Origin of the sequence: Enterococcus quebecensis (assembly GCF_001730365.1) — a bacterium.
Taxonomy (GTDB): domain Bacteria; phylum Bacillota; class Bacilli; order Lactobacillales; family Enterococcaceae; genus Enterococcus_L; species Enterococcus_L quebecensis.
In genome coordinates, this window is record NZ_MIKB01000013.1 from 164,496 (window position 1) to 184,317 (window position 19,822).

Sequence of the window (19,822 nt, forward strand, 5' to 3'; positions counted from 1 at the left end):
TCGTTCTCTCCTTAGTCTTTAATACCAAACTTCAGTATTATACTGCTCTCTAAACGTGGAGAGTCTTCCGATTTATCGTTAAAATACTTTCCTTCAAACCTAATATCACTTGAGCTACTAGATGCTAAATTTGTTAAAGGTATTGACGGTGTATTGGCATTTAAACTATTAACTTTTTTTTCACCATCTACAAGTAAGTTCAGTCTTAGTGACTTTTGTTGTTTTGATGGATCTTCGTCTTTTTCTGATAAATAGTTCACACCTGAAGTTTTACCAACAGAAAATGAAGCCATTTCAACTGATAACGATGTATTGGCTGAGTTGTTTTTTATTGAGTACGATTCAGAAATAATTTTGTCTGTTGTTTCCATATCAGAGAAGAACAACATTTTAGTAGGAATTGTTACATTCACCCACTTATTCTCCACATTGACCTCAATATCGTAATCATACTGAACTTTTTTACCTGTTTTAAGAGTTTCTTCTACTCTTACTTTAGCCGACTTCAGTCCTGGTGTTCTGGTGTCAGGTAGATTCACAAATTTCACGGGCTTTATATTTTTAATCTCGTTAGAATCAAAATATTTGCCTATATTATTTTTAAAATCTTCATTTAAAGTCTCAGCCGAAGCATGCAGCACTGTTGAAACCGTTTTTTGCTTCAATTGATTTACTTTCAGTGGTCGATAGCCGTCCTTTGTAATTTCATAGTATACCGAGCTTTGTCCGTTATTGTACTTATTTCGTTGTCCATTTTCGTAAAGATAATTTTTTGTAGGTTCTCTTTGCCACGCTCGAACAATATCACCGTACTGAACGGGTTGCTTTTGGTCTGTTCCCCATTTTTTTAAAGCATCTTGTTTCAATTCTTCTCCCGTAGCTTCAATATAAGTCTTTCCACGTTTGGTCTCGTCCATAGTAATCGTTGTTGTTTCACTTAGATCAAACCAGTCAAATTGATAATAGATGTCTTTAAAATTGGAATGAATGGGCGTATTGTCGTCTTTTAATCCAGAAACTGCCGCTATAATTGGATTTTTGCCAAGTATCAATGGAAACGCTGCACTAGTACGACTGTCTCCCCACGCACCATACGCAACAGTCGATATCCCCCATTCCACTTTAACAGGTACAGAAACATCCACTTTTTCTCCAGTTGAACGCCTCACAACAGTGACAGTCATTGTCTTATTTGCAACGGTGTCCGCGTTTACTGTCTCTTTGATTTCAACTGTGTAATCCTCTGGTTTAATCTCTTCATTTCCTTTTTTCACATTTTTTACAAAATCCTTTGGATTCAAACGATCTATGGACGTTCCTAAGGATAGTGTTTGAGGATTCGCTTCTGCTGATAACTTTTCTTGGACAGTGACCGTAAATTTGGCATTTGTATTCTTTGCTTTCCCTTTAAAAATTAATGTATATTCGTAAACACCTGGTTTACTGGTGTCTATATTCGTCTCTTTATTCGGTACACCTTCAATGCTTATTCTTTTATCCGACCATGGAATATCCTTGCCGTTTTCATCCGTAGCACTAGAAAATCCTTCTTTCCAGCTTATTTTCTGTTCAACATCCACAGTCAAATCTTTTGTCTTTAGTGAAGATTTATCTTCTTTAATAGTTACTGTTGATACGTTACTATACTCTCTACTCTCTATATGAAATACCCGAACTTTGTATATTCCTGGCTCTTTTGTATCCAGTTCCTTCGTTAACCAATCGCTTCCTACTTGTTTCCCATCTGGATAAATATAATAATATTTAAAATCCTCGGCTTTAATCTTATTGCCATCTTTATCTGTGACGTTTTTGAATGGCATATTCGGATCAAACTTCTCTCCTTGATAGAGATCGACATCTTGTAACTCTAGTTTCGTTTTGTCTTCTTTAACGGTTATTGTGGCTTCATTACTATACTCTTTACTCTCTATATGATACACCCGAACTTTATATGTCCCTGGCTCTGTTGTATCCAGTTCCTTCGTTAACCAATCGCTTCCTACTTGTTTCCCATCTGGATAAATATAATAATATTTAAAATCCTCGGCTTTAATCTTATTGCCATCTTTATCTGTTACATTTTTGAATGGCATATTTGGGTCAAATTTATCTCCTTGATACAATTCAACATCTTGTAACTCTAGTTTCGTTTTGTCTTCTTTAACGGTTATTGTGGCTACATTACTATACTCTCTACTCTCTGTATGAAATATCCGAACTTTGTATATTCCTGGCTCTTTTGTATCCAGTTCCTTCGTTAACCAATCGCTTCCTACTTGTTTCCCATCTGGATAAATATAATAATATTTAAAATCCTCGGCTTTAATCTTATTGCCATCTTTATCTGTTACATTTTTGAATGGCATATTTGGGTCAAATTTATCTCCTTGATACAATTCAACATCTTGTAACTCTAGTTTCGTTTTGTCTTCTTTAACGGTTATTGTGGCTACATTACTATACTCTCTACTCTCTGTATGAAATATCCGAACTTTGTATATTCCTGGCTCTTTTGTATCCAGTTCCTTCGTTAACCAATCGCTTCCTACTTGTTTCCCATCTGGATAAATATAATAATATTTAAAATCCTCGGCTTTAATCTTATTGCCATCTTTATCTGTGACGTTTTTGAATGGCATATTCGGATCAAACTTCTCTCCTTGATAGAGATCGACATCTTGTAACTCTAGTTTCGTTTTGTCTTCTTTAACGGTTATTGTGGCTTCATTACTATACTCTTTACTCTCTATATGATACACCCGAACTTTATATGTCCCTGGCTCTGTTGTATCCAGTTCCTTAGTTAACCAATCGCTTCCTACTTGTTTTCCATCTGGATAAATATAATAATATTTAAAATCCTCGGCTTTAATCTTATTGCCATCTTTATCTGTGACGTTTTTGAATGGCATATTTGGGTCAAATTTATCTCCCTGATACAATTCAACATCTTGTAACTCTAGTTTCGTTTTGTCTTCTTTAATAGAAAATGGTACTTCGTACTCCCATTGAACTTTCTTGCCTGATTTTAGCGTTTCTTCTACTAAAATTTTTCCTGTTGTTTCACCAATTTTTGACGTTTCTGGCTTAGAAGTGAACCGTTTCACTTCAATATTTTTATATCCTTTTTTATCAATGTACTCATCAATATGTTTTGTTAAGTATGCATCATCGGCATTCAGAGGTACGGTGCTTTTTTTTGACCTCAGTTGATTGACACGTACTGGACTAAACCCCTCTGTTGTTATCTCATAGTATACAAACTTCTGATCATCATTTTCTTTTGTCTCGTTTCCATTAACAATCAGTCGTTCTCTAGTTCCGGCTTCTTCATGAAAAACTTGTAGTAAATCTCCATAAACTGCTTGATTGTATCCATTCTTATTATCTCCAAATGTTTTTATTTTAGTTAAAATATCTTCTTGTCCCTGTGCCCATTGAAGAGAGTTATTTGAGGTTCCCGTTTTTTGATCACCAAGCTTTTGTGGTGTATCTGTTGGTCGTAACAAACGTAAATCATAGTAAGTTCTGCCTCTATAGAAATCATGAAGTTCTCCATTAGTTGGATTACCTTGAGTAAATGTCAACATGGGGGATGAGTAGTGATTTAAAGTAACCGCACCGACTGATTTATCGCCATACCCCTTTAGAAATACGGCATTGCCCCATTTTACATTTACTTTTAAAGGCACTATAACAGATTGAGAAGAAGTGCCTAATGTTTCCGTTACTGTAACATCAATTGTTTGCTCTCCTACAATTTGAAATAATTTTTCGTAAGCATCTGACTCCATTTTAATTTGAGCATTACTACTACTATCTAAAACTTTAATAACGTCATTTAAATTCACCTTTGCCCAACTCAGACTTTCCCCTAAATTAACTTCAACAGGCTTACTCTGTTCTGCTGATAATTTTCCTTTAACGTTATAATAAACATAAAAAGTTTGTGGTTGATTGTATTCATCCCATACTTTTATACCCGCCCTAGTACTTCCAATTTTGTTAAAATCTGGATATTCAATAATTTCACTGGATACTTTGCCTGCGGATTGTTTTACTGTAAAAAAATCTGTGGCTTTTTGGTTAAATGAAGAACCCAAATCTACTGTTATTTTTTCCTTATATGTCTGTTCAATAGTCAAACTTGGAGCAGCCTCTAGTTTAACATTAAAATCTATAGGCTTATTCCATGCACCACCTTTTTTATTCGTTATTATCTCTATTAGTTTCGGTCCCCCCATATGAGGGGGAAAGTCTTGCCATAACTGTGCATCATAGCTATAGTTGATTTTTGGTTTTACACTTTTAATCCCAAAGTCCTTTGACGTTCTAATAAGGTTAACTGTGAGTGGACCTGTTTTTTGAATACCAATAGTGTCAGTATTTATTTCCATAGAAACATCTTTTAGTTTAAAGTCTTTTAAATATAGCCCACTACTATTAGATTCAGAAACTGGTTCATGTGAAAAATCAATAGTGGCAACTGACCCAAGCGCCCATCCTAAATTTATATCTAAATCTCTAAAAAGACTATTGAACACTTGATTCGCAAGCTTATCTGATACATTATCTTTAGTAAGATTTTTTGGTTCTTTAATTCCTGAATCAAGCGTTCTATTTTCAGAATCAGCAGAGCTTTCTTGACTCTCTTTGTTTTGCTCTCCATCAGAGTTTGATTCTTCTATTTTCCGATTCTCATATGTCCCATTACTCTCTGTCTCAGCAAATACAAAAACTGATCCTGCTATACTTTCAAAAGTTAAAACAACGCACACACCAAAAGACAATATGTTATTTGTCATTTTATTATTTTTCAATTTCAAACATGCCACCTTCCGTTAAAACTAAATACTATTTATAATTGTTTTTTTATTAATAGAATATTTATTTGACACCTCATAATTAATAGAAAGTAACTCCTCTAAATTTCTTCTTCACTATTTAAACATGTTTTATATCCCAGTGATTATCGTCATCTGTTCCCCTCTAAAACAAAATAAAATAAATCACTTTTTTCTACTGACTAGTCAAATAGGTTGATTTCTTAACTCTCTAAATGATATACTCGATGAAATTAATTTGTTTTTTATTTCATTAACATATGTTTTTTTTGAAGGAGATGGTCTTACTGGAAACCTTTCATATGAATTCTATTAATAAACAAAAATACGATTTGTTTGTTTTTATTTATTTTAGCGAAGAGAATGTGTGTATTAAAAATATTACTAATTATTTTCGGATTTCTGCCACTTCAGCAACCAGAAATATACGTGAAGTGAATGAAGACCTTTTGACTATTTTCAAAGATGACAGAATTAAAATAGCTAGAAAAAATAACCTTTACTATTTACAAAACAAAACAAATAAACCAGCAGCTTATATTACTGATAAAGTTCGTCTTGAGTATTTTAAAGATACTGATCAGTTCAAGATTATAGAAGCATTGCTAAAAAAAAGATTTCATAGTGTAAAATCTTTGGCTAACTACCTACATATTAGTACCCCTCATTTATATAAAGCGATAAAAAAAATAAACACTAATCTTGAAAAATTTGAAGTCAACATCTCTTTTCAAAATCCTTCTAAGTTTAGTAATTTTACAAGCAAAAAAGAAATGAACATGCGTATCTTTCTTTATTATTATTATTGGCACTTTTATAAAGGGTTGGAATGGCCATTTAAAAGCCTGTTGGAGCCAAACGTAACTAAATCAAAAATTTTAAAAACCTTTACATATTCTCAAATTCAAAGATTTAATTATTTAACTTCTCTTTCAAATTGTAGAATTTATTCAAGAAAGCAACACATTAAACTAGACGATGAGAGTTTAATAGACTTAACGCCCTTTAAACAGGTAAATGATTTTAGCCTAGCTCTTGTCTCAGACACTTACAAAATTCCTGAACAAATCCTAGAAGAAGAAAAAGTGTTCTTTAATTTTTTAACGCGTTTCTATATTGAAGATTGTGATGATAAAGAGCAAAAAATTAATATTGCCTCGCAATTTTTAAACGCATCTACTCCTCTAACTATCTATACCAAAAAGCTCCTAAAAAAACTTTTTTCGGCTTATCATATTGATGTTCCAAAAGATGTGTGGTTACTTTCTTACTACAATCTAAATACCATATTTCTTTATTTAAAATACATTAATCTTGACTATTCAGATTGGTATAGAACTCGGGATGGATTATCAAATCAAGCTTCACATAATCCAGTATTGGAAATTGTTGAAAAAAAATTCATTTCTTATTTCACCAATACATTTACTGATCTTCCTCCACCATTTAAAATCACAGACGGAATGATCAAATATGTTGCGCACTACCTTCACTACCTGATAGATAGCAATCTAAAAGTGGAACCTATCAAAATTTGTGTCCAGTATGGTCGTTTATTTTATTTAAATGATCAAATTAAACACACTATCAACTTGACTTTTCAATCAAAGAATATTAGTTATGTAGATACCCCTGAGAAAGCTGACTTGATTATCTCTGATAGCTATCAAGGTGAAAATGATACTGCCACTTACTTCTTCTTATATGACACCAATGATGAGAGCAATTGGAAAGCGATGATTACTACCATCAAAAAAATGTTTTACAAAAAAGTCTTTATGACAACAGAGAGATTAGAAAAAAAACCAATTAATGAAATATCTCATTAATTGGTTTTTTAGGTATACTTATTATTTAGTAATACAGCTTTTATGTTAATGCTGAAACCATCTAGCACTATTCATATTTCATTTGCTTCTATTGTAAGTTTTGCTATTTCTACTACAAAAACTTTCAATCAATAACTCCCACCATATTTTGCGATTATTTTTTTTTGATTCCTCTACAACCATTATTAAAGAATCTGCATTACAACAAAGATGCTATAGTTATCTATATATGAGGTGATTGAATGGATTTTTTTTTAAGCGATAAAGATAAAAGAAAATACGAACTTTTAAAAACAATATCGGAGTATCCTAGCATTGAAATGCGCCGTATTAAAGATCATTTAAAAATTTCTTCCACAAGTATTCGTAGATTTTTACGCGAAATCAATCAAGAACTAGCTGAGGTTTTTCTAAAACATACTATTTCAATCCGTTTATCAGATACAGGATACTCACTTACATCCAATAAAATTCCAAATAGTTTTTTATTAGATTCTATGAAACTATTTTATATTAAACAATCTAATGAATTTAATATTTTGAATGCGTTAATTACCAAGCGTTACGCTAGCGTCAACCAGCTCTCACTGAAAATAAATATTAGTCCATCACATCTATACAAATACGTTAAACGTATTCGGGTGTTTCTTTCTCGTTTTAAGCTAGATATTAATTTTTCCGATAATAATACGGGTAACTCTAATCTAGCTGGAACTGAAATTGATAAATTGTATTTTCTTAATGTCTATTTTTGGGAGATATACAAAGCTGTAGAATGGCCTACCTTTCTCTCCGATACTCATCAAATTTACAATACAGCTACTCTATCATCCTTCCAGGAAAAAAGAATAAACTACATAAGTTCAGTCTCTAAACATCCTACGATCAAAAATCGTAAACTTACAACAGATTCTGATCTAAAAGAGATTTTTAATATTTTCCAAAAATTCAACGATACTGTGACATCTGGAGTACCAAAAACTCCTATAGAAAATTTTTTCATTCGATTGTTCATTCCTGAATTCGACTCGGACTTAAATAAACTACAGATAGCACAACTAGCACGTGAGCTTAAGAATAATAAAATTGTATCTTTATCTACTATATTTTTAAACAGTCTCTTTGAATCCTATCAAGTTTTTCCAACTGAATCTCAGTACAATGCTTGTTTCTATCATTCGTTGGTGATACACATTTTTTTAAAGTATGTAAATATCGACTTCTTTAGTCCGCTTGAAAATTGTCCAAGAGTAAGTGAACTTACTACAGAAGACTTAAGTTTTGTTGAACTGGAAAAGAGTTTATTTCAATTTTATGAAGAACTCACTACTCAAAATAAAAACTACTCCATTCAAGTATCAAATGCAAACCTTATATACATGGTTAATTTTTGTTACTTTATATTAGACTACTGCACTGAAACAAAAAAAGTAAACATTTATATTGAATTCTCTAAAAATATTTTTTCAACACAAATGCTTAAGAAAAACTTATTAGGGATATTTGGACATGATAATATTGAATTAACCGACTCTCAACTGCAAGCAGATATCATTTTAACCGATTTTTCGCAGGAAGGGATGGAGCAAGAAAAAATATGTCATTTTGAAAATCCATATAGTCATGGGTCCTGGACTAATGCTTTATTGGTTATCACCTCTATGCTTTACAAAAAAAAGGGCTTTGTCAATAATTTTGCCATTCAAAATTAAGCTATTTGTCATTAGATTTGATTATTTTTTCTGACTTTTCAGTGCATACAATGCAAAGAAATAGATCGCTATTTCAAATTCTCTATTAGCACAAAATAGCTGATTATAATATGAGTAGATACAATTGAACAAAAAACAAGCAGTAAATCGGTTTCTACTCCGATTTACTGCTTGTTTTTTATTACTACTTTAATTCATCTTCACTATATTTAAATTAAGCTGGTGGTATGAATTGGATAATTTTTTTGTTGAAATGTGAGTAACCACACGCAATTGACATAACAATTAATAGTAACTCCAACTCAAAGCCATCAACAAAACCACTTCCGGCCTTTAACATAAAAATTGCTGAGCCTAAAATAGCAATAAATCCCAGCGAAACCAATGGTACTAGTAAACCAATAATCATGAAAATACCACCGCCTACTTCAATTAGGGCAATAATTATAGGCATGAACGATGGTAATCCCAACCCAACAAAGAATTCTGTCGTTCCTTTCAGATCTGAAAACTTTGCCACACCATGTAAAACCATAGTGATACCTAATGTTATTCTTATTAGTAAAAGACTAGTACTTGTTGCATTTTTTAACTGCATTAATTTTGTAACCTCCTTTAATTGATGGTTAATTATATCATACACTAAATTCACTTACAATAAGTAAGTGAATATTTTTTATTTTTAATCGATTACAGTATTATTCATTCCTTCTATCAACTATTTACCTTATTGTATGTTCATTTTTCAGTATAATAAAAACACTTAACTAAATTGCTAAGTGTTTAATAATCATTTTTTATTTTGCTTTTCATCTTTTAATAAGCTCATCAATTCAAATCCAGTGTTCATTTTAGAATAAATCGAGCAAACGACAAACCGTTCTTTGCCTGCGAATTCCACCATTTTATAGCGTCCTGAAGATGCTGGTATATGATGATGACCATGAATCGCCCCAATGATGTTATATTCCTCAAATAACTGTTTAATTTTTGGATCTGAGCATACATAGTTTTTCTTATACGATTTGCTTTTTGGTGAAAGCATACTAAGTTCGTTGAACAAAGGCGCATGAGAAACGATTACTGTTGGTATATCGTAATCATTATTTAGTAAGTAGTTTAATGAATTTAGAATAAACTTTTGTTGTTCTTTTTTCCGTTTCACTAGTGCAACGGGGATTGTGAGTCCTATATATCGAATACCATTATGAACAATACTACTATTATTTAACACGTTCACTTTAGGAAAGCGTTTTCCAAGTTCTACTTTAACACATTCATAATAAATATGATTCCCTGTTGGTAACTTGTCCCAAGAATCATCTGGATTTCGCATAAGTTCTTTAAACCACTCGTTTTTGAAAAATGGTGTCCATTTTTCCCACTCTTGATCCTCTTTATTTGGACTGTCTGGCAATACAGCTGCTAATTCATGATTTCCTATAACGTAAAGCCCTTTGATTTCTTCGTTCACTACATGAGAATCAGCAATATCTCCAACTAAGATATTGAAGTTTTTATTATTGAATGGAAGTGTTCCGTCAATCGTATGAATGTCAGAAACAACATTGACTACATTTGGATTTTCTGTTGGAAGAACATTTTCAAAATATTGTTCTAGTTCTCTAGGATCAACACTATGTGCATTGTAATTTTTCCTAACCTCAGATAACTCTTTCCCAACTTCTGATCGTAAAAGCAACTTATTATTTGCAGGTGTGGTTTGTTTCGCAACAATAATTGAATTTTCTATTCTTTGTTTTATTTCTTGTGGTAGTAAATCTAAAGCAGGTTGAATATCTGATTCAATTGTTAAATGTTTATCCGAAATAAAATGATCTTTCCCGTTTGTTTCTAGTAAATATACATGCTTGCCATCAGTTGTTATTGGTAATTCTTGAGTAAGTTGGACAATAAAATTAAGGTATTCTGAAACATATCCGGATATTCCTGTTTTTACATTTTCACTAAATAAAAACTTACCTGGAAGATTAGCAGACAGTGCCCCAGTTTCATCATGCTGCAATAAGCGCCCTAAAATTTGAATCTCTAGCAAGGGATCTTCAAATATTGCATTATACGCTTGAATAACTTTAGCAGAGTTCTTATTCACTCGTTTGTTTGTCATTTGAAAAATACTTAGTTTAAGATAGGTTTCCAGATTGACTTTATGGGATCTGATATATTGATGAACCTCTTCTGGATGAAGCAGATATTGAATCGCTGCACGTTGGATATAATTTCTTGCTGTATCATAAGGAATGGCTGAATAGACAAGATCTCCTATGGAAGATACGTTTAACGAGTTTTCTTTTATGTTGTAAGTTAATTGGAAGTACTCGTTTTTGAATATTGTTTTGTTGACTGGACGTCGTTTGTTTTCTGGGTATAGATCCAGACGGCTTGCGAGTTTTGGTGGTAGTATAGTTTCTACTCTTGATGGTGAAAAAGATGTTTGTTTGCTTATACTTAAGGAATTTTTCTCTTTATTTGATTTCATTGTTGCACCTCCTTTGTCAAAGTGATTATTTCTCCTATCGGATGAATTATTTTTGTTTAGGATATCCAAACAGATACATTATTATCTATTGTCGATAATAGTAATTTTCTGCAGGATATGCTCCTCCTTGTTGCGCTAAAATAAGTCTTGGTTTTGTAGTATCTGAATTGTCTCCATCAGGATTTTCAAAACCGATCTTAAAAAATCCTATCGGAGTTGATCCTCCCATTTCTCCAGTTGATAAACTAGCATATGGGATTTTACTGGTTTTGTCAGAATCTTTTATTGTGTGAATTGTTTGATTTTTATTCGTTGTTCCATCAGCATTTATTACTAGAGTATCCCCAGTTCCGTTTTGCCAAGTTCCAACTAAGCTAGCAATGTCACCATTATTGATTGCTTCTATATCTAAATCTTCCTGAATAGAAGTTGATGACGTTGGCGTATTTTCAAGTTGATTCAAATAATCCTCATTAGCTTCAAAAAAAATAATAGCATCATCGAGCTGTACATTTGCTAAAACACTCTTTACTTCACTACTACACCAGAAATACATATAGCTTTGTGTGCCGTATGCATCATTTATGTTTGGGAGCAGTGTTGAATTTTCTAAAATGAACGATTGATTTGGATTTTTTGTGTCTGTTTTTAACACTGCGGAATAACCGTTATTTTTAAGATACTCATTGCCTTTTGTATTTGTGACAATCAAATACGTGTATACGTTGTTTGGCGCTTTTAATCCATATGGATTTTGTTCTGTAGAGCTGCTGCTTTGAGTAGATTCATTAGATTGGGAAGTTGTAGAATTATTTATAATTGGCTTTGCTGTTGAAGTAGATTGTGTAGAGAGCTCTTTGTTGCTCTTACAAGATACTAATATTAGTAATACAACTAAAATCCATCCAGAAATCTTCCATTTCATTTTCTCAACACTCCTATATTCATATGTTGTCTGTCTCTTTTACTCTTACATTATTTTTTTATACTTATCATAATCATTCACTGTACAACTATCCAATCGATTTTTTTTACAAAATTTATTGTTTCTTCTAGATCAAAAAACCTTTTAGCATAGATCTCATCTAATAACTCCTTAGGTAAATAATCAGAGTACTTTGTTTTAAAAGGCTCTATTTCTACTATTAGCTTTAAAAGCTCTCTCTCTGTTAAAGAAAAATCTTCTATTTGTTTTAATAATCCATGAATATTCTTGTCATAAGTAAACTTAATCCGACCATAATAATCTCTTCCTTTAACCGTTACTCCTAAATATTTCATCACCCAATAAATTGTCGTCGCAACTTCTGTTGAAGCAAAAGTTTCCATTATATATTCATTTCGATCATTAAATATCGCTCGATTTTTTCTAGTCAGACCTTTAAAATGATAAACTTTACGGCTATCCTTTAAGAGTAAAGATGCCTCTTCATCGATATACTCAAACTCTACATCATTACAGAGTAGCTCCATAATTTTCTCACCGATTTTCTCATGAAAACGACTTCCATCTCCCAAATAACTAGTTGCTCTTCCTTGCTTACCTGAGACTACATAACATTTATTCAACTTATCATCCAGTGAAATTATTTTCCAAATTTGACCTGCTAATATAATCTGATCATTTTCTCCCACAAATGGCGTCTTATGTATCTGACCAATTGCTTTAGAACCATGAAAAACCTGATATTCTTCTGGCGACATAAAAATTGCATAGAAATCTTTACCTCTAAGTAATTTCTCTCCTTCGATTCCAACAACAACCTCACTAGTTTTATCAAATAATTCTAAAATATCTATTTTAATCAAATGCTTAACTAGCAAGACCACTTTTTCTTCTTCTAAAGTATGAAAAGCTGGATTAGCCAAAATTCTTCTATAAAGTTCATTTCCGTTAATTCCATTACCTTGCGCACATATTGAGATTATCTGTTGAATAGCAATATCGTACGGTAAAATAAAATCTGTGGCAGGTTCTATCCATTTTTCTAAAACTAACTCCATAATTGCTAATGACTGAAGTAAATTATCTTCGTCTGTCGCATACAACTGTAAAGTTTGTTCAGATCCTGACTGTCTTCCTGAACGGCCTAGTCGTTGCTTCAAAGAAGAGACTGAAAAAGTACTATCAAGTTGAATAATCAAATCAACAGATCCGATATCAATTCCTAACTCTAATGTACTAGTTGAAACAATCGATTTAGGTACCTTTGCTTCTTGCATCATTTTCTCTACATACTCACGCTCTTTTTTATCAATAGATGAATGATGCGCATAATAAGTTTCTCCCACACCTTCCCTTTTGGCTAATCGATTCAAAAATACTTTAACTTCTTCCACTTTACTTCGGCTATTGCAAAAAATGATTGCTTTGGAATCTCGAGTGAGTTCACGAATATCTTCAAGTAAGTCAACTCTTAGCATCTTCGTCTCTTCGTTCTTAAATGCCATTAAAGAATACAGTAGCTTCTTATCTGAACCTTTTTCTTCAATAATTGTGACATTGTCTGGATCATAGTAATCTACCCATTTTTTGACAACTTCATAATCATCAATTGTTGCGGACAATCCAATCACTCTATAATTGGTTTCATTCAATTCTTTTACTCTTGAAAGCAAAGATTGTAGATGAACACCTCTATCTGATCCTATAAATGAATGGATCTCATCAATCACTACATATTCTACATACTTGAATATTTTCCCGACATCATTAGGATAATTAATAAATAGACTTTCAATTGATTCAGGCGTTATTTGTAAAATTTCTGTAGGCTTACTCCTAAATTTCTTCTTTATGGATGCGGAGACGTCTCCATGCCACTTTGTAATACCAACCCCTAAAGAATCGGAAAGTTCTGTTACACGTTCAAATTGATTGTTAATCAGCGCCTTCAAAGGAGAAACATAAATGACTCTTAATCCTGTTGTCTTATTTCTTTCAATATCAGATAAAATTGGAAGTAATGCAGCTTCTGTCTTACCAGATGCCGTGGCAGATGAAAGGATAATATTCTTTTTGGTCGTCAATATTGCAGGTATGGCTTTTTCCTGAATAGGAGTAAATTGCTTCCACTTCATCTCCCAAATTTTTTTCTGCATATTTTTTGATAATAGTTCAAATGTACTCATACTCTGCTATCCTTCACTAACTGAAAAACGTGACTTGTTTTTTTTAACTTTTTCTTCCTCAATTTGTTGAACAAAAATCGTTTCACGATCAAAAGTTGGATTTTGTTGTAGTATGTTTAAAGCACCTAGGAATCGACGAATAATATCTCCAACTGTTAGAAAGTCTTCTGCACCAGGTAAATTATACATTTCGATCATATAATTTTTTATCTCATTTTCAGTAATTGTTGTTTCATATGAATAATGAGCGGCATGGATATCGCGCAATCGTTGTAATAAAATAAACACCTCATCATTTTTTAAAGGGGTCAAACGAATAACAGGTTGTTCAAAATCTCGATACTCATCTGTTTCATATTGGTTTATTTCTAACCTTCTTTTTAACGCACCGTAGCTATACAGTCCTCGACGTTCATCCTCTAAAAACTCATTTGTCCCTGAAAAAGTGATGTAAAGTCCTTCAACATTTCCTTGAAGAATATCGTTATACATTTTCAAAATAGTTTCGTAATTTTTTTCTCTTGTCTGTACATGAGTGATCTTATATAAATTGATTGCTTCATCAAAATTCACGACTAGCCCACTATAGCCAATCAATTTGATGAATTGAGATAAAACTTTTAAATAGTTATACCAATTATCATCAGCAATAATTTCTCTTAATCCCAAATCATTTTTTGCTTCTGTTCTCGTTCCATATTCGCCCCGAAGCCATTTTAATGCGCATCTTTGGAGCTCAACATTTTCCTGTAAAAATCCTGTAAAATACTGAATCAATATTCTAGAAAACTCGAATCCACCAGTAAATTCATCAAGTTGATTTACAACATCCTTGATCTTTTCTTCAACTGCTTTTACAACCTCAAATGTTTCGATAGCATCAAAATCGAGTCCCATCTCATTTAATACTTCTTTTTGACATTCATTTATCCAACGATCAATAATTTTAGGCAATGCATTTCCTTCTGGTTGGGTTGCTGTTGATAAATTCTTGATCAACTCGGCATAAATAGATACCGCTTTACCTTCACTTCCATATAATCTTCTTTCGGGTGAAAAATCTGCTGATGCTACAACAAATTTCTCATTGAATGCCAATTGTTTAATGAAACCTTGGATAAAACTTTTCCCACTACCAAAAGAACCCACAAAAAAGCGAACAACTGATAATCCGCTTTTGATATTATCTAAATCTGTCATAATCTGCTTTGCTTCTTCCGTTCTTCCAACCATGATATGTTGAATACCCCTTGTAGGTACAACTCCTCCGTTAAGAGAATTTAAAATTACTAAGGAATCCCTTTTTCTAATATTCATACTTTTTCTATCTCCTTCATCTTAGTTATAATACTTTGGAATTCTTCATATAATTCAATTACACTATCTTTCTCCTCTATTAGATTATCATCTAAACGATCTAAACTTTTTTCATTTATATCTGTTATCAAAATACTAAGCATCTGACCATGTTTCTTGGCGAAGTGTTCGGCGTCCTTATTTTCAATTGTTAGATTTTTAAACAAACTGAGAAATGAACGTTCGATTGGATGAAGAGTTTCTGCAAACTCTTCAATTATTTTTTCATCGATTTCAACAGATTGAGCAAAAAAATCATTACTGTTAATGCTTGTTGTTTTTTCGACTTGAATTTTAGAGATTCTTTCCATATCATCTTGGCTATCATAGTCTTCAATCCGTTTGTTTACCTCGCTTACTAAAGCATCTGTTTCTTTTTGAAGTTGCTTGATTCTTTCATCATCAAACACAATTACAACTTGCTGCTTTTTCTCAACTTGTAAAGGTTGTGGAATTAAGCTTCCAAATGCAGATGTTTCTGGTTCCATCACTTGTTTAAATCTTTTTTTGTTTTTTAAAGTATTCATATATTCCAACATCTCATCATGAAGAGCAGTATGAAAAGGATTATTTTTTATTTCTAATTGACGTTTTTCTCCTTGAATTACTCGAGTAACATTTTCAGCTAACTTAAAGAACGCCGAAATATCTTCGTATGCTCTGTCCGTTGCATATATGTGTCGTTCTGAATATGTTTTTACAGAAGTCTCTCTTAAAATAACCATTCCAGAGAACAAATAGGCTTGTCGGCTTTCTGTTTTTTCTTCAAAATAAACATCTATGATTTTAAGAGACTCTTTTTCATAAAAGTCATTTAACAAAAACGTACACGTTTTAAATGTTTTGTAAATCTGAGAACGATTTGCCTTAAAGAACTTTGTTTCACGATAGTATTTTAAGTATGTTTTCCAAACGGACATAGATATAGTAGAAATCTCTTTTTCTTCTTTTAAATTTGAGTATAGAGGAGGAGTATAACGTTCATTTATCCATTTTTTAGTTAAATCAGTTTGATTTAGTTCAAGCAACATATCGAAGATGACTTCTTTTAAACGATCAACCCTATATTTTTCTTTATATGCTTCATGTAGGTGTACTAACATACTGACATTAAAAGCTGCATTTTCATTAAAAGAATAATTTAGCAATTCATAAGTAAATAAGTATATATATGACAAGTCCACATCTAAAAAGTTTAAATTCAAAGCGTTCGTTCTCCAATAAAAATACCAAGCTTTTTGTTCATTGTTCAAATCAGAAAAAGTAGTGTAATAACTCGTTAATTCAACTGGTTCACAATAACTACCTGAACTATTTTTATATTTCAATGAATCCCTAATGAATTCTTTTGCACCGAGTGTGCTATATGAATAACTATTCCGATTTGGATCAGCTATCGCTTTTAACAATTCTTCAGGTGTTGTTAGATGGCGATATTCAGCTAAAATGATGTCTGATTCATTGTAGAATAATTCTTTTTTACTAGAATAACGATTTGTATTGTATTGTTCTTCTTTCACAAAAATTTTGTCATCTATTTTATTTTGTACACCTTTCTTTTCCATTCGTATTTTTTCTTCTTTTGACGATTTTACTATTTCAGCCACTACTTGATTCTTAACGTTTCTTTGCTGAATTTTTATAGTTTCAGCAGGATCTATTTTTTTCTCCCTAATGATTTTTTCTGGCTTTACTTTCATTTTTTTATTTTTATCTTCCGAATTATGCTGAAAAGATTTGAAGTGAGTGAGTAGCTTTTTCTTGATAGCCAAAACTAGTGGGCTAATCTGGTTCCACCAACTAAAAATTGACTGCTTAATCTGGTCAATTTTGTCATAATCTAAATGAACTTTATTGATTGTATCTTCCCACAAAGTGGTTTTAGATTGTTTAATCTTATTTCCTAAAGAAAAAATGCCTAAACCTATCAAAGCTACTATGGTACCGGAAGTGAAATCATTGCTTGAAACAATTCCACCTAATACACCAAAAAAGAGCCAAAAACCGCCAAATAAATTAAGTATTATCCCTATTAATTTCTTCATCTTCAATCTCCTCAAAATAAATCGAATCAAAAAATTTCATATATTTATTAATATTATTGTAACAAATTTCGTAACAGAATACACGACAATTAGATTGATTTTAATTTCACTGAGTTTTACAATAGTGGTAATCCAATAGTTATCCACTTCATTTAGAAAGAAGGAACGTTTTATGAAAGATACTTTTATTGCTTTAGATGTAGAAACAGCCAATAACAACAGACAAAGTATATGCTCAATTGGACTTGTTAAATTTGAAAATGGTCTAATAACAGATGAGTTCTATAGTCTGATTAATCCTGAAGAAGAATTTGATTCTTTTAATACTAGTATTCATGGAATCGATTATGATCTGGTAAAAGAATCGCCTTCATATAAAATATTACGACCTAAACTAATTGAATTTATTGAAGATTCACCAATTGTTTGTCACTTTGCTCAGTTTGATACTGGTGCTATTCGTGACGCAAATAGTAAATATGATTTAGAAAATTTTGAATTTAACTATCTTTGCACTTACCAACTTTCTCGTGCTTTATTAACAAGGTTATCTTATAAACTAAAAAATTTGGCAAAAGAGTTTAATATTTCTTTTAAGCATCATGATGCATTAGAAGACGCCCGAGCATGTGGACTATTATTACTTGAGCTAGCTAAATTAAACTCTAGTATGACAATAGAAGAGCTTTTAGAGCATGCTAATTATAAACATTTAGGTAAAGTTACCCATTCTGATTTTAGCGGATTTAGAAAAAAAGCTAATTCATCTTCTAAAAATTTGACTCTTTCTCTTACTGAAGCTGATTCTAGTACTTTTAATCAAGATCATGAATTTTATCAAAAAAATATTGTTTTCACTGGAACTCTCGCTTCGATGAATAGACGTGATGCTATGCAGCTTGTAAAAAATATTGGCGGTACACCACAGAATGGTGTGAATCAACAAACCAATTTTTTAGTTATGGGTGAACAAGACTTATCGAAAGTTGATAGTTCCGGCAAAAGCTCTAAGATAAAGAAGGCTGAGGGAATGTTAGCTAGAGGGTTAGATGTTCAATTATTAGGAGAAAATGATTTTCTGAAACTAATGAATGAGTAATTTATTAATAAATTTTGATTTGAAAAAGGATTTCTCCTTGAGAAATCCTTTTTTTCTTTATCTAGAAAGTCTTCTAACTGAACCATCTTCCATTTCAAGAATAACTGTTTCTATTACTTTATCAACTATTTGTTGGACACTGATATATGAGGAGCAATGAAATAAAACAAAGAATTTACGATTATTACTATTATCAATCTTATCATTGATTACATTCAAACAAATTCGATTAGAAATTGTTACAATTTCAGGAAGGTTTACAATGGAGTCAACTCCAATTATGTTCTTAATCGGTTCCTCAGGACAAGAAAAATACTGAATGGAATAATAATCAGAACAATTAAGTTGATCTGTGTAAGTTTTTTTATGGACCAAATAATCAAAAATTGGTCTAACAATATCTTTTTTAAAAGCATATTGTATAAGTTCTACAATTTTGTCTCCACTGTATCTTGTATGAGCTTCAATTATAAATAAACCAAGATGATTAATTTTAACTTCTAAAAATGCTGGACCAAATTCAATTCCCAATACATCGACAATTTTTTCTATTTTCCCTTGATAGCTATTCAATATCATTTCACTTTGAGGTGCTGGAACAACATGTCCCGATTCAACTACTGTATCTTTAAAAAGAAACTTTTCTGTAATTCCGATAATATGAACATTTTTATCAAATACTAACATTTCAATTGAATACTCTTTTCCATCAATATATTGTTCCAATAATACCTCCCCAGTATTGCTCAATGTTTGAACTATTTCAAAGTATTCTTTTAGGTCGGTATCTTTTTCAATCACCTTTACTCCAACACTACCAGCAAGATTATTAGGTTTTAGAACGATTTTTTTATTATGTTTATGAAAAAAAGCCTGCGCTTCTTCAAGTGTTTTACACATTTCAAAATCTGTTTGATCTAGCCCAGCTTTACGTAGTATTTTTCTTGTTCTGTTTTTATCAATAGTCAATCGAACAACATCTTCTTTAACTCCAAATAACGCATATTTTTCAGCTATTTTACTGACGGAAAGTAACGCAACTTCTCTAAAACTAAAAATATAACGAATATTAGTCTTCGAATTATGTTTTTCAAAACAAGCTAAAAGATCATTATAATTACTGATATCTACATAATCTTTAGTAATTGTTTCCGGAACAAGTTTTTCATGTGTTTCAAACATCTCTTGTGTATCGACTATAATAACATCAAGATTCAGCTCTTTACAACTTTCTAACGTATTAGTAATTGTTGATGTTGCAATTCCTACAAGAAAAAGGCTTTCTTTCATAACTTAAATCCT

General features: G+C 31.7%; 11 protein-coding genes. 3 read left to right on the top strand and 8 right to left on the bottom strand.

The annotated features are described in order from the left end of the window. Nucleotides 1-11: 11 nt before the first annotated feature. A complete protein-coding gene (locus BCR23_RS07045; protein ID WP_069634784.1) occupies nucleotides 12-4,829 on the bottom strand; it encodes a bacterial Ig-like domain-containing protein in 4,818 nt (1,605 codons plus the stop codon). 320 nt (nucleotides 4,830-5,149) lie between these two features. Between BCR23_RS07045 and BCR23_RS07050 the strand changes: the two genes are divergently transcribed. After that, nucleotides 5,150-6,676 carry a helix-turn-helix domain-containing protein gene (locus tag BCR23_RS07050; protein WP_069634785.1) on the top strand — a complete coding sequence of 509 codons (1,527 nt, stop codon included), beginning with the start codon at nucleotides 5,150-5,152 and terminating at the stop codon, nucleotides 6,674-6,676. A gap of 242 nt (nucleotides 6,677-6,918) precedes the next feature. After that, nucleotides 6,919-8,388, top strand: a complete 1,470-nt coding sequence (locus BCR23_RS07055; RefSeq protein ID WP_069634786.1) for a helix-turn-helix domain-containing protein — start codon at nucleotides 6,919-6,921, stop codon at nucleotides 8,386-8,388. Between the two features lie 214 nt (nucleotides 8,389-8,602). Here BCR23_RS07055 and BCR23_RS07060 read toward each other — a convergent pair whose 3' ends face one another. The 6 genes from BCR23_RS07060 to BCR23_RS07085 all read right to left on the bottom strand — a co-directional run bounded on the left by BCR23_RS07060 (nucleotide 8,603) and on the right by BCR23_RS07085 (nucleotide 17,421). Further along, nucleotides 8,603-8,986, bottom strand: a complete 384-nt coding sequence (locus BCR23_RS07060) for a DoxX family protein (RefSeq protein WP_069634787.1) — start codon at nucleotides 8,984-8,986, stop codon at nucleotides 8,603-8,605. Between the two features lie 192 nt (nucleotides 8,987-9,178). Further along, entirely contained in the window at nucleotides 9,179-10,888 is a 1,710-nt protein-coding gene (locus BCR23_RS07065) for a metallophosphoesterase (RefSeq protein ID WP_069634788.1), read from the bottom strand. 85 nt (nucleotides 10,889-10,973) lie between these two features. Continuing rightward, entirely contained in the window at nucleotides 10,974-11,813 is an 840-nt protein-coding gene (locus BCR23_RS07070; RefSeq protein ID WP_069634789.1) for a DUF6287 domain-containing protein, read from the bottom strand. Nucleotides 11,814-11,890: 77 nt separating this feature from the next. Beyond that, nucleotides 11,891-14,020: a DEAD/DEAH box helicase gene (locus BCR23_RS07075; protein ID WP_069634790.1), complete on the bottom strand. Its 2,130-nt coding sequence runs from the start codon at nucleotides 14,018-14,020 to the stop codon at nucleotides 11,891-11,893. A gap of 6 nt (nucleotides 14,021-14,026) precedes the next feature. Further along, a complete protein-coding gene (locus BCR23_RS07080) occupies nucleotides 14,027-15,337 on the bottom strand; it encodes an ATP-binding protein (RefSeq protein WP_069634791.1) in 1,311 nt (436 codons plus the stop codon). Continuing rightward, a complete protein-coding gene (locus tag BCR23_RS07085) occupies nucleotides 15,334-17,421 on the bottom strand; it encodes a TerB N-terminal domain-containing protein (protein ID WP_069634792.1) in 2,088 nt (695 codons plus the stop codon). The genes BCR23_RS07080 and BCR23_RS07085 overlap by 4 nt, the downstream gene beginning before the upstream one ends. A gap of 172 nt (nucleotides 17,422-17,593) precedes the next feature. Between BCR23_RS07085 and BCR23_RS07090 the strand changes: the two genes are divergently transcribed. Beyond that, on the top strand, nucleotides 17,594-18,520 hold the full coding sequence (locus BCR23_RS07090) for an exonuclease domain-containing protein (RefSeq protein WP_069634793.1): 927 nt from the start codon (nucleotides 17,594-17,596) through the stop codon (nucleotides 18,518-18,520). Between the two features lie 57 nt (nucleotides 18,521-18,577). Here the strand turns inward: BCR23_RS07090 and BCR23_RS07095 are convergent, their stop codons facing one another. After that, nucleotides 18,578-19,810, bottom strand: coding sequence for an ATP-grasp domain-containing protein (locus BCR23_RS07095; protein ID WP_069634794.1), 1,233 nt, complete (start codon nucleotides 19,808-19,810; stop codon nucleotides 18,578-18,580). Nucleotides 19,811-19,822 lie beyond the last annotated feature (12 nt).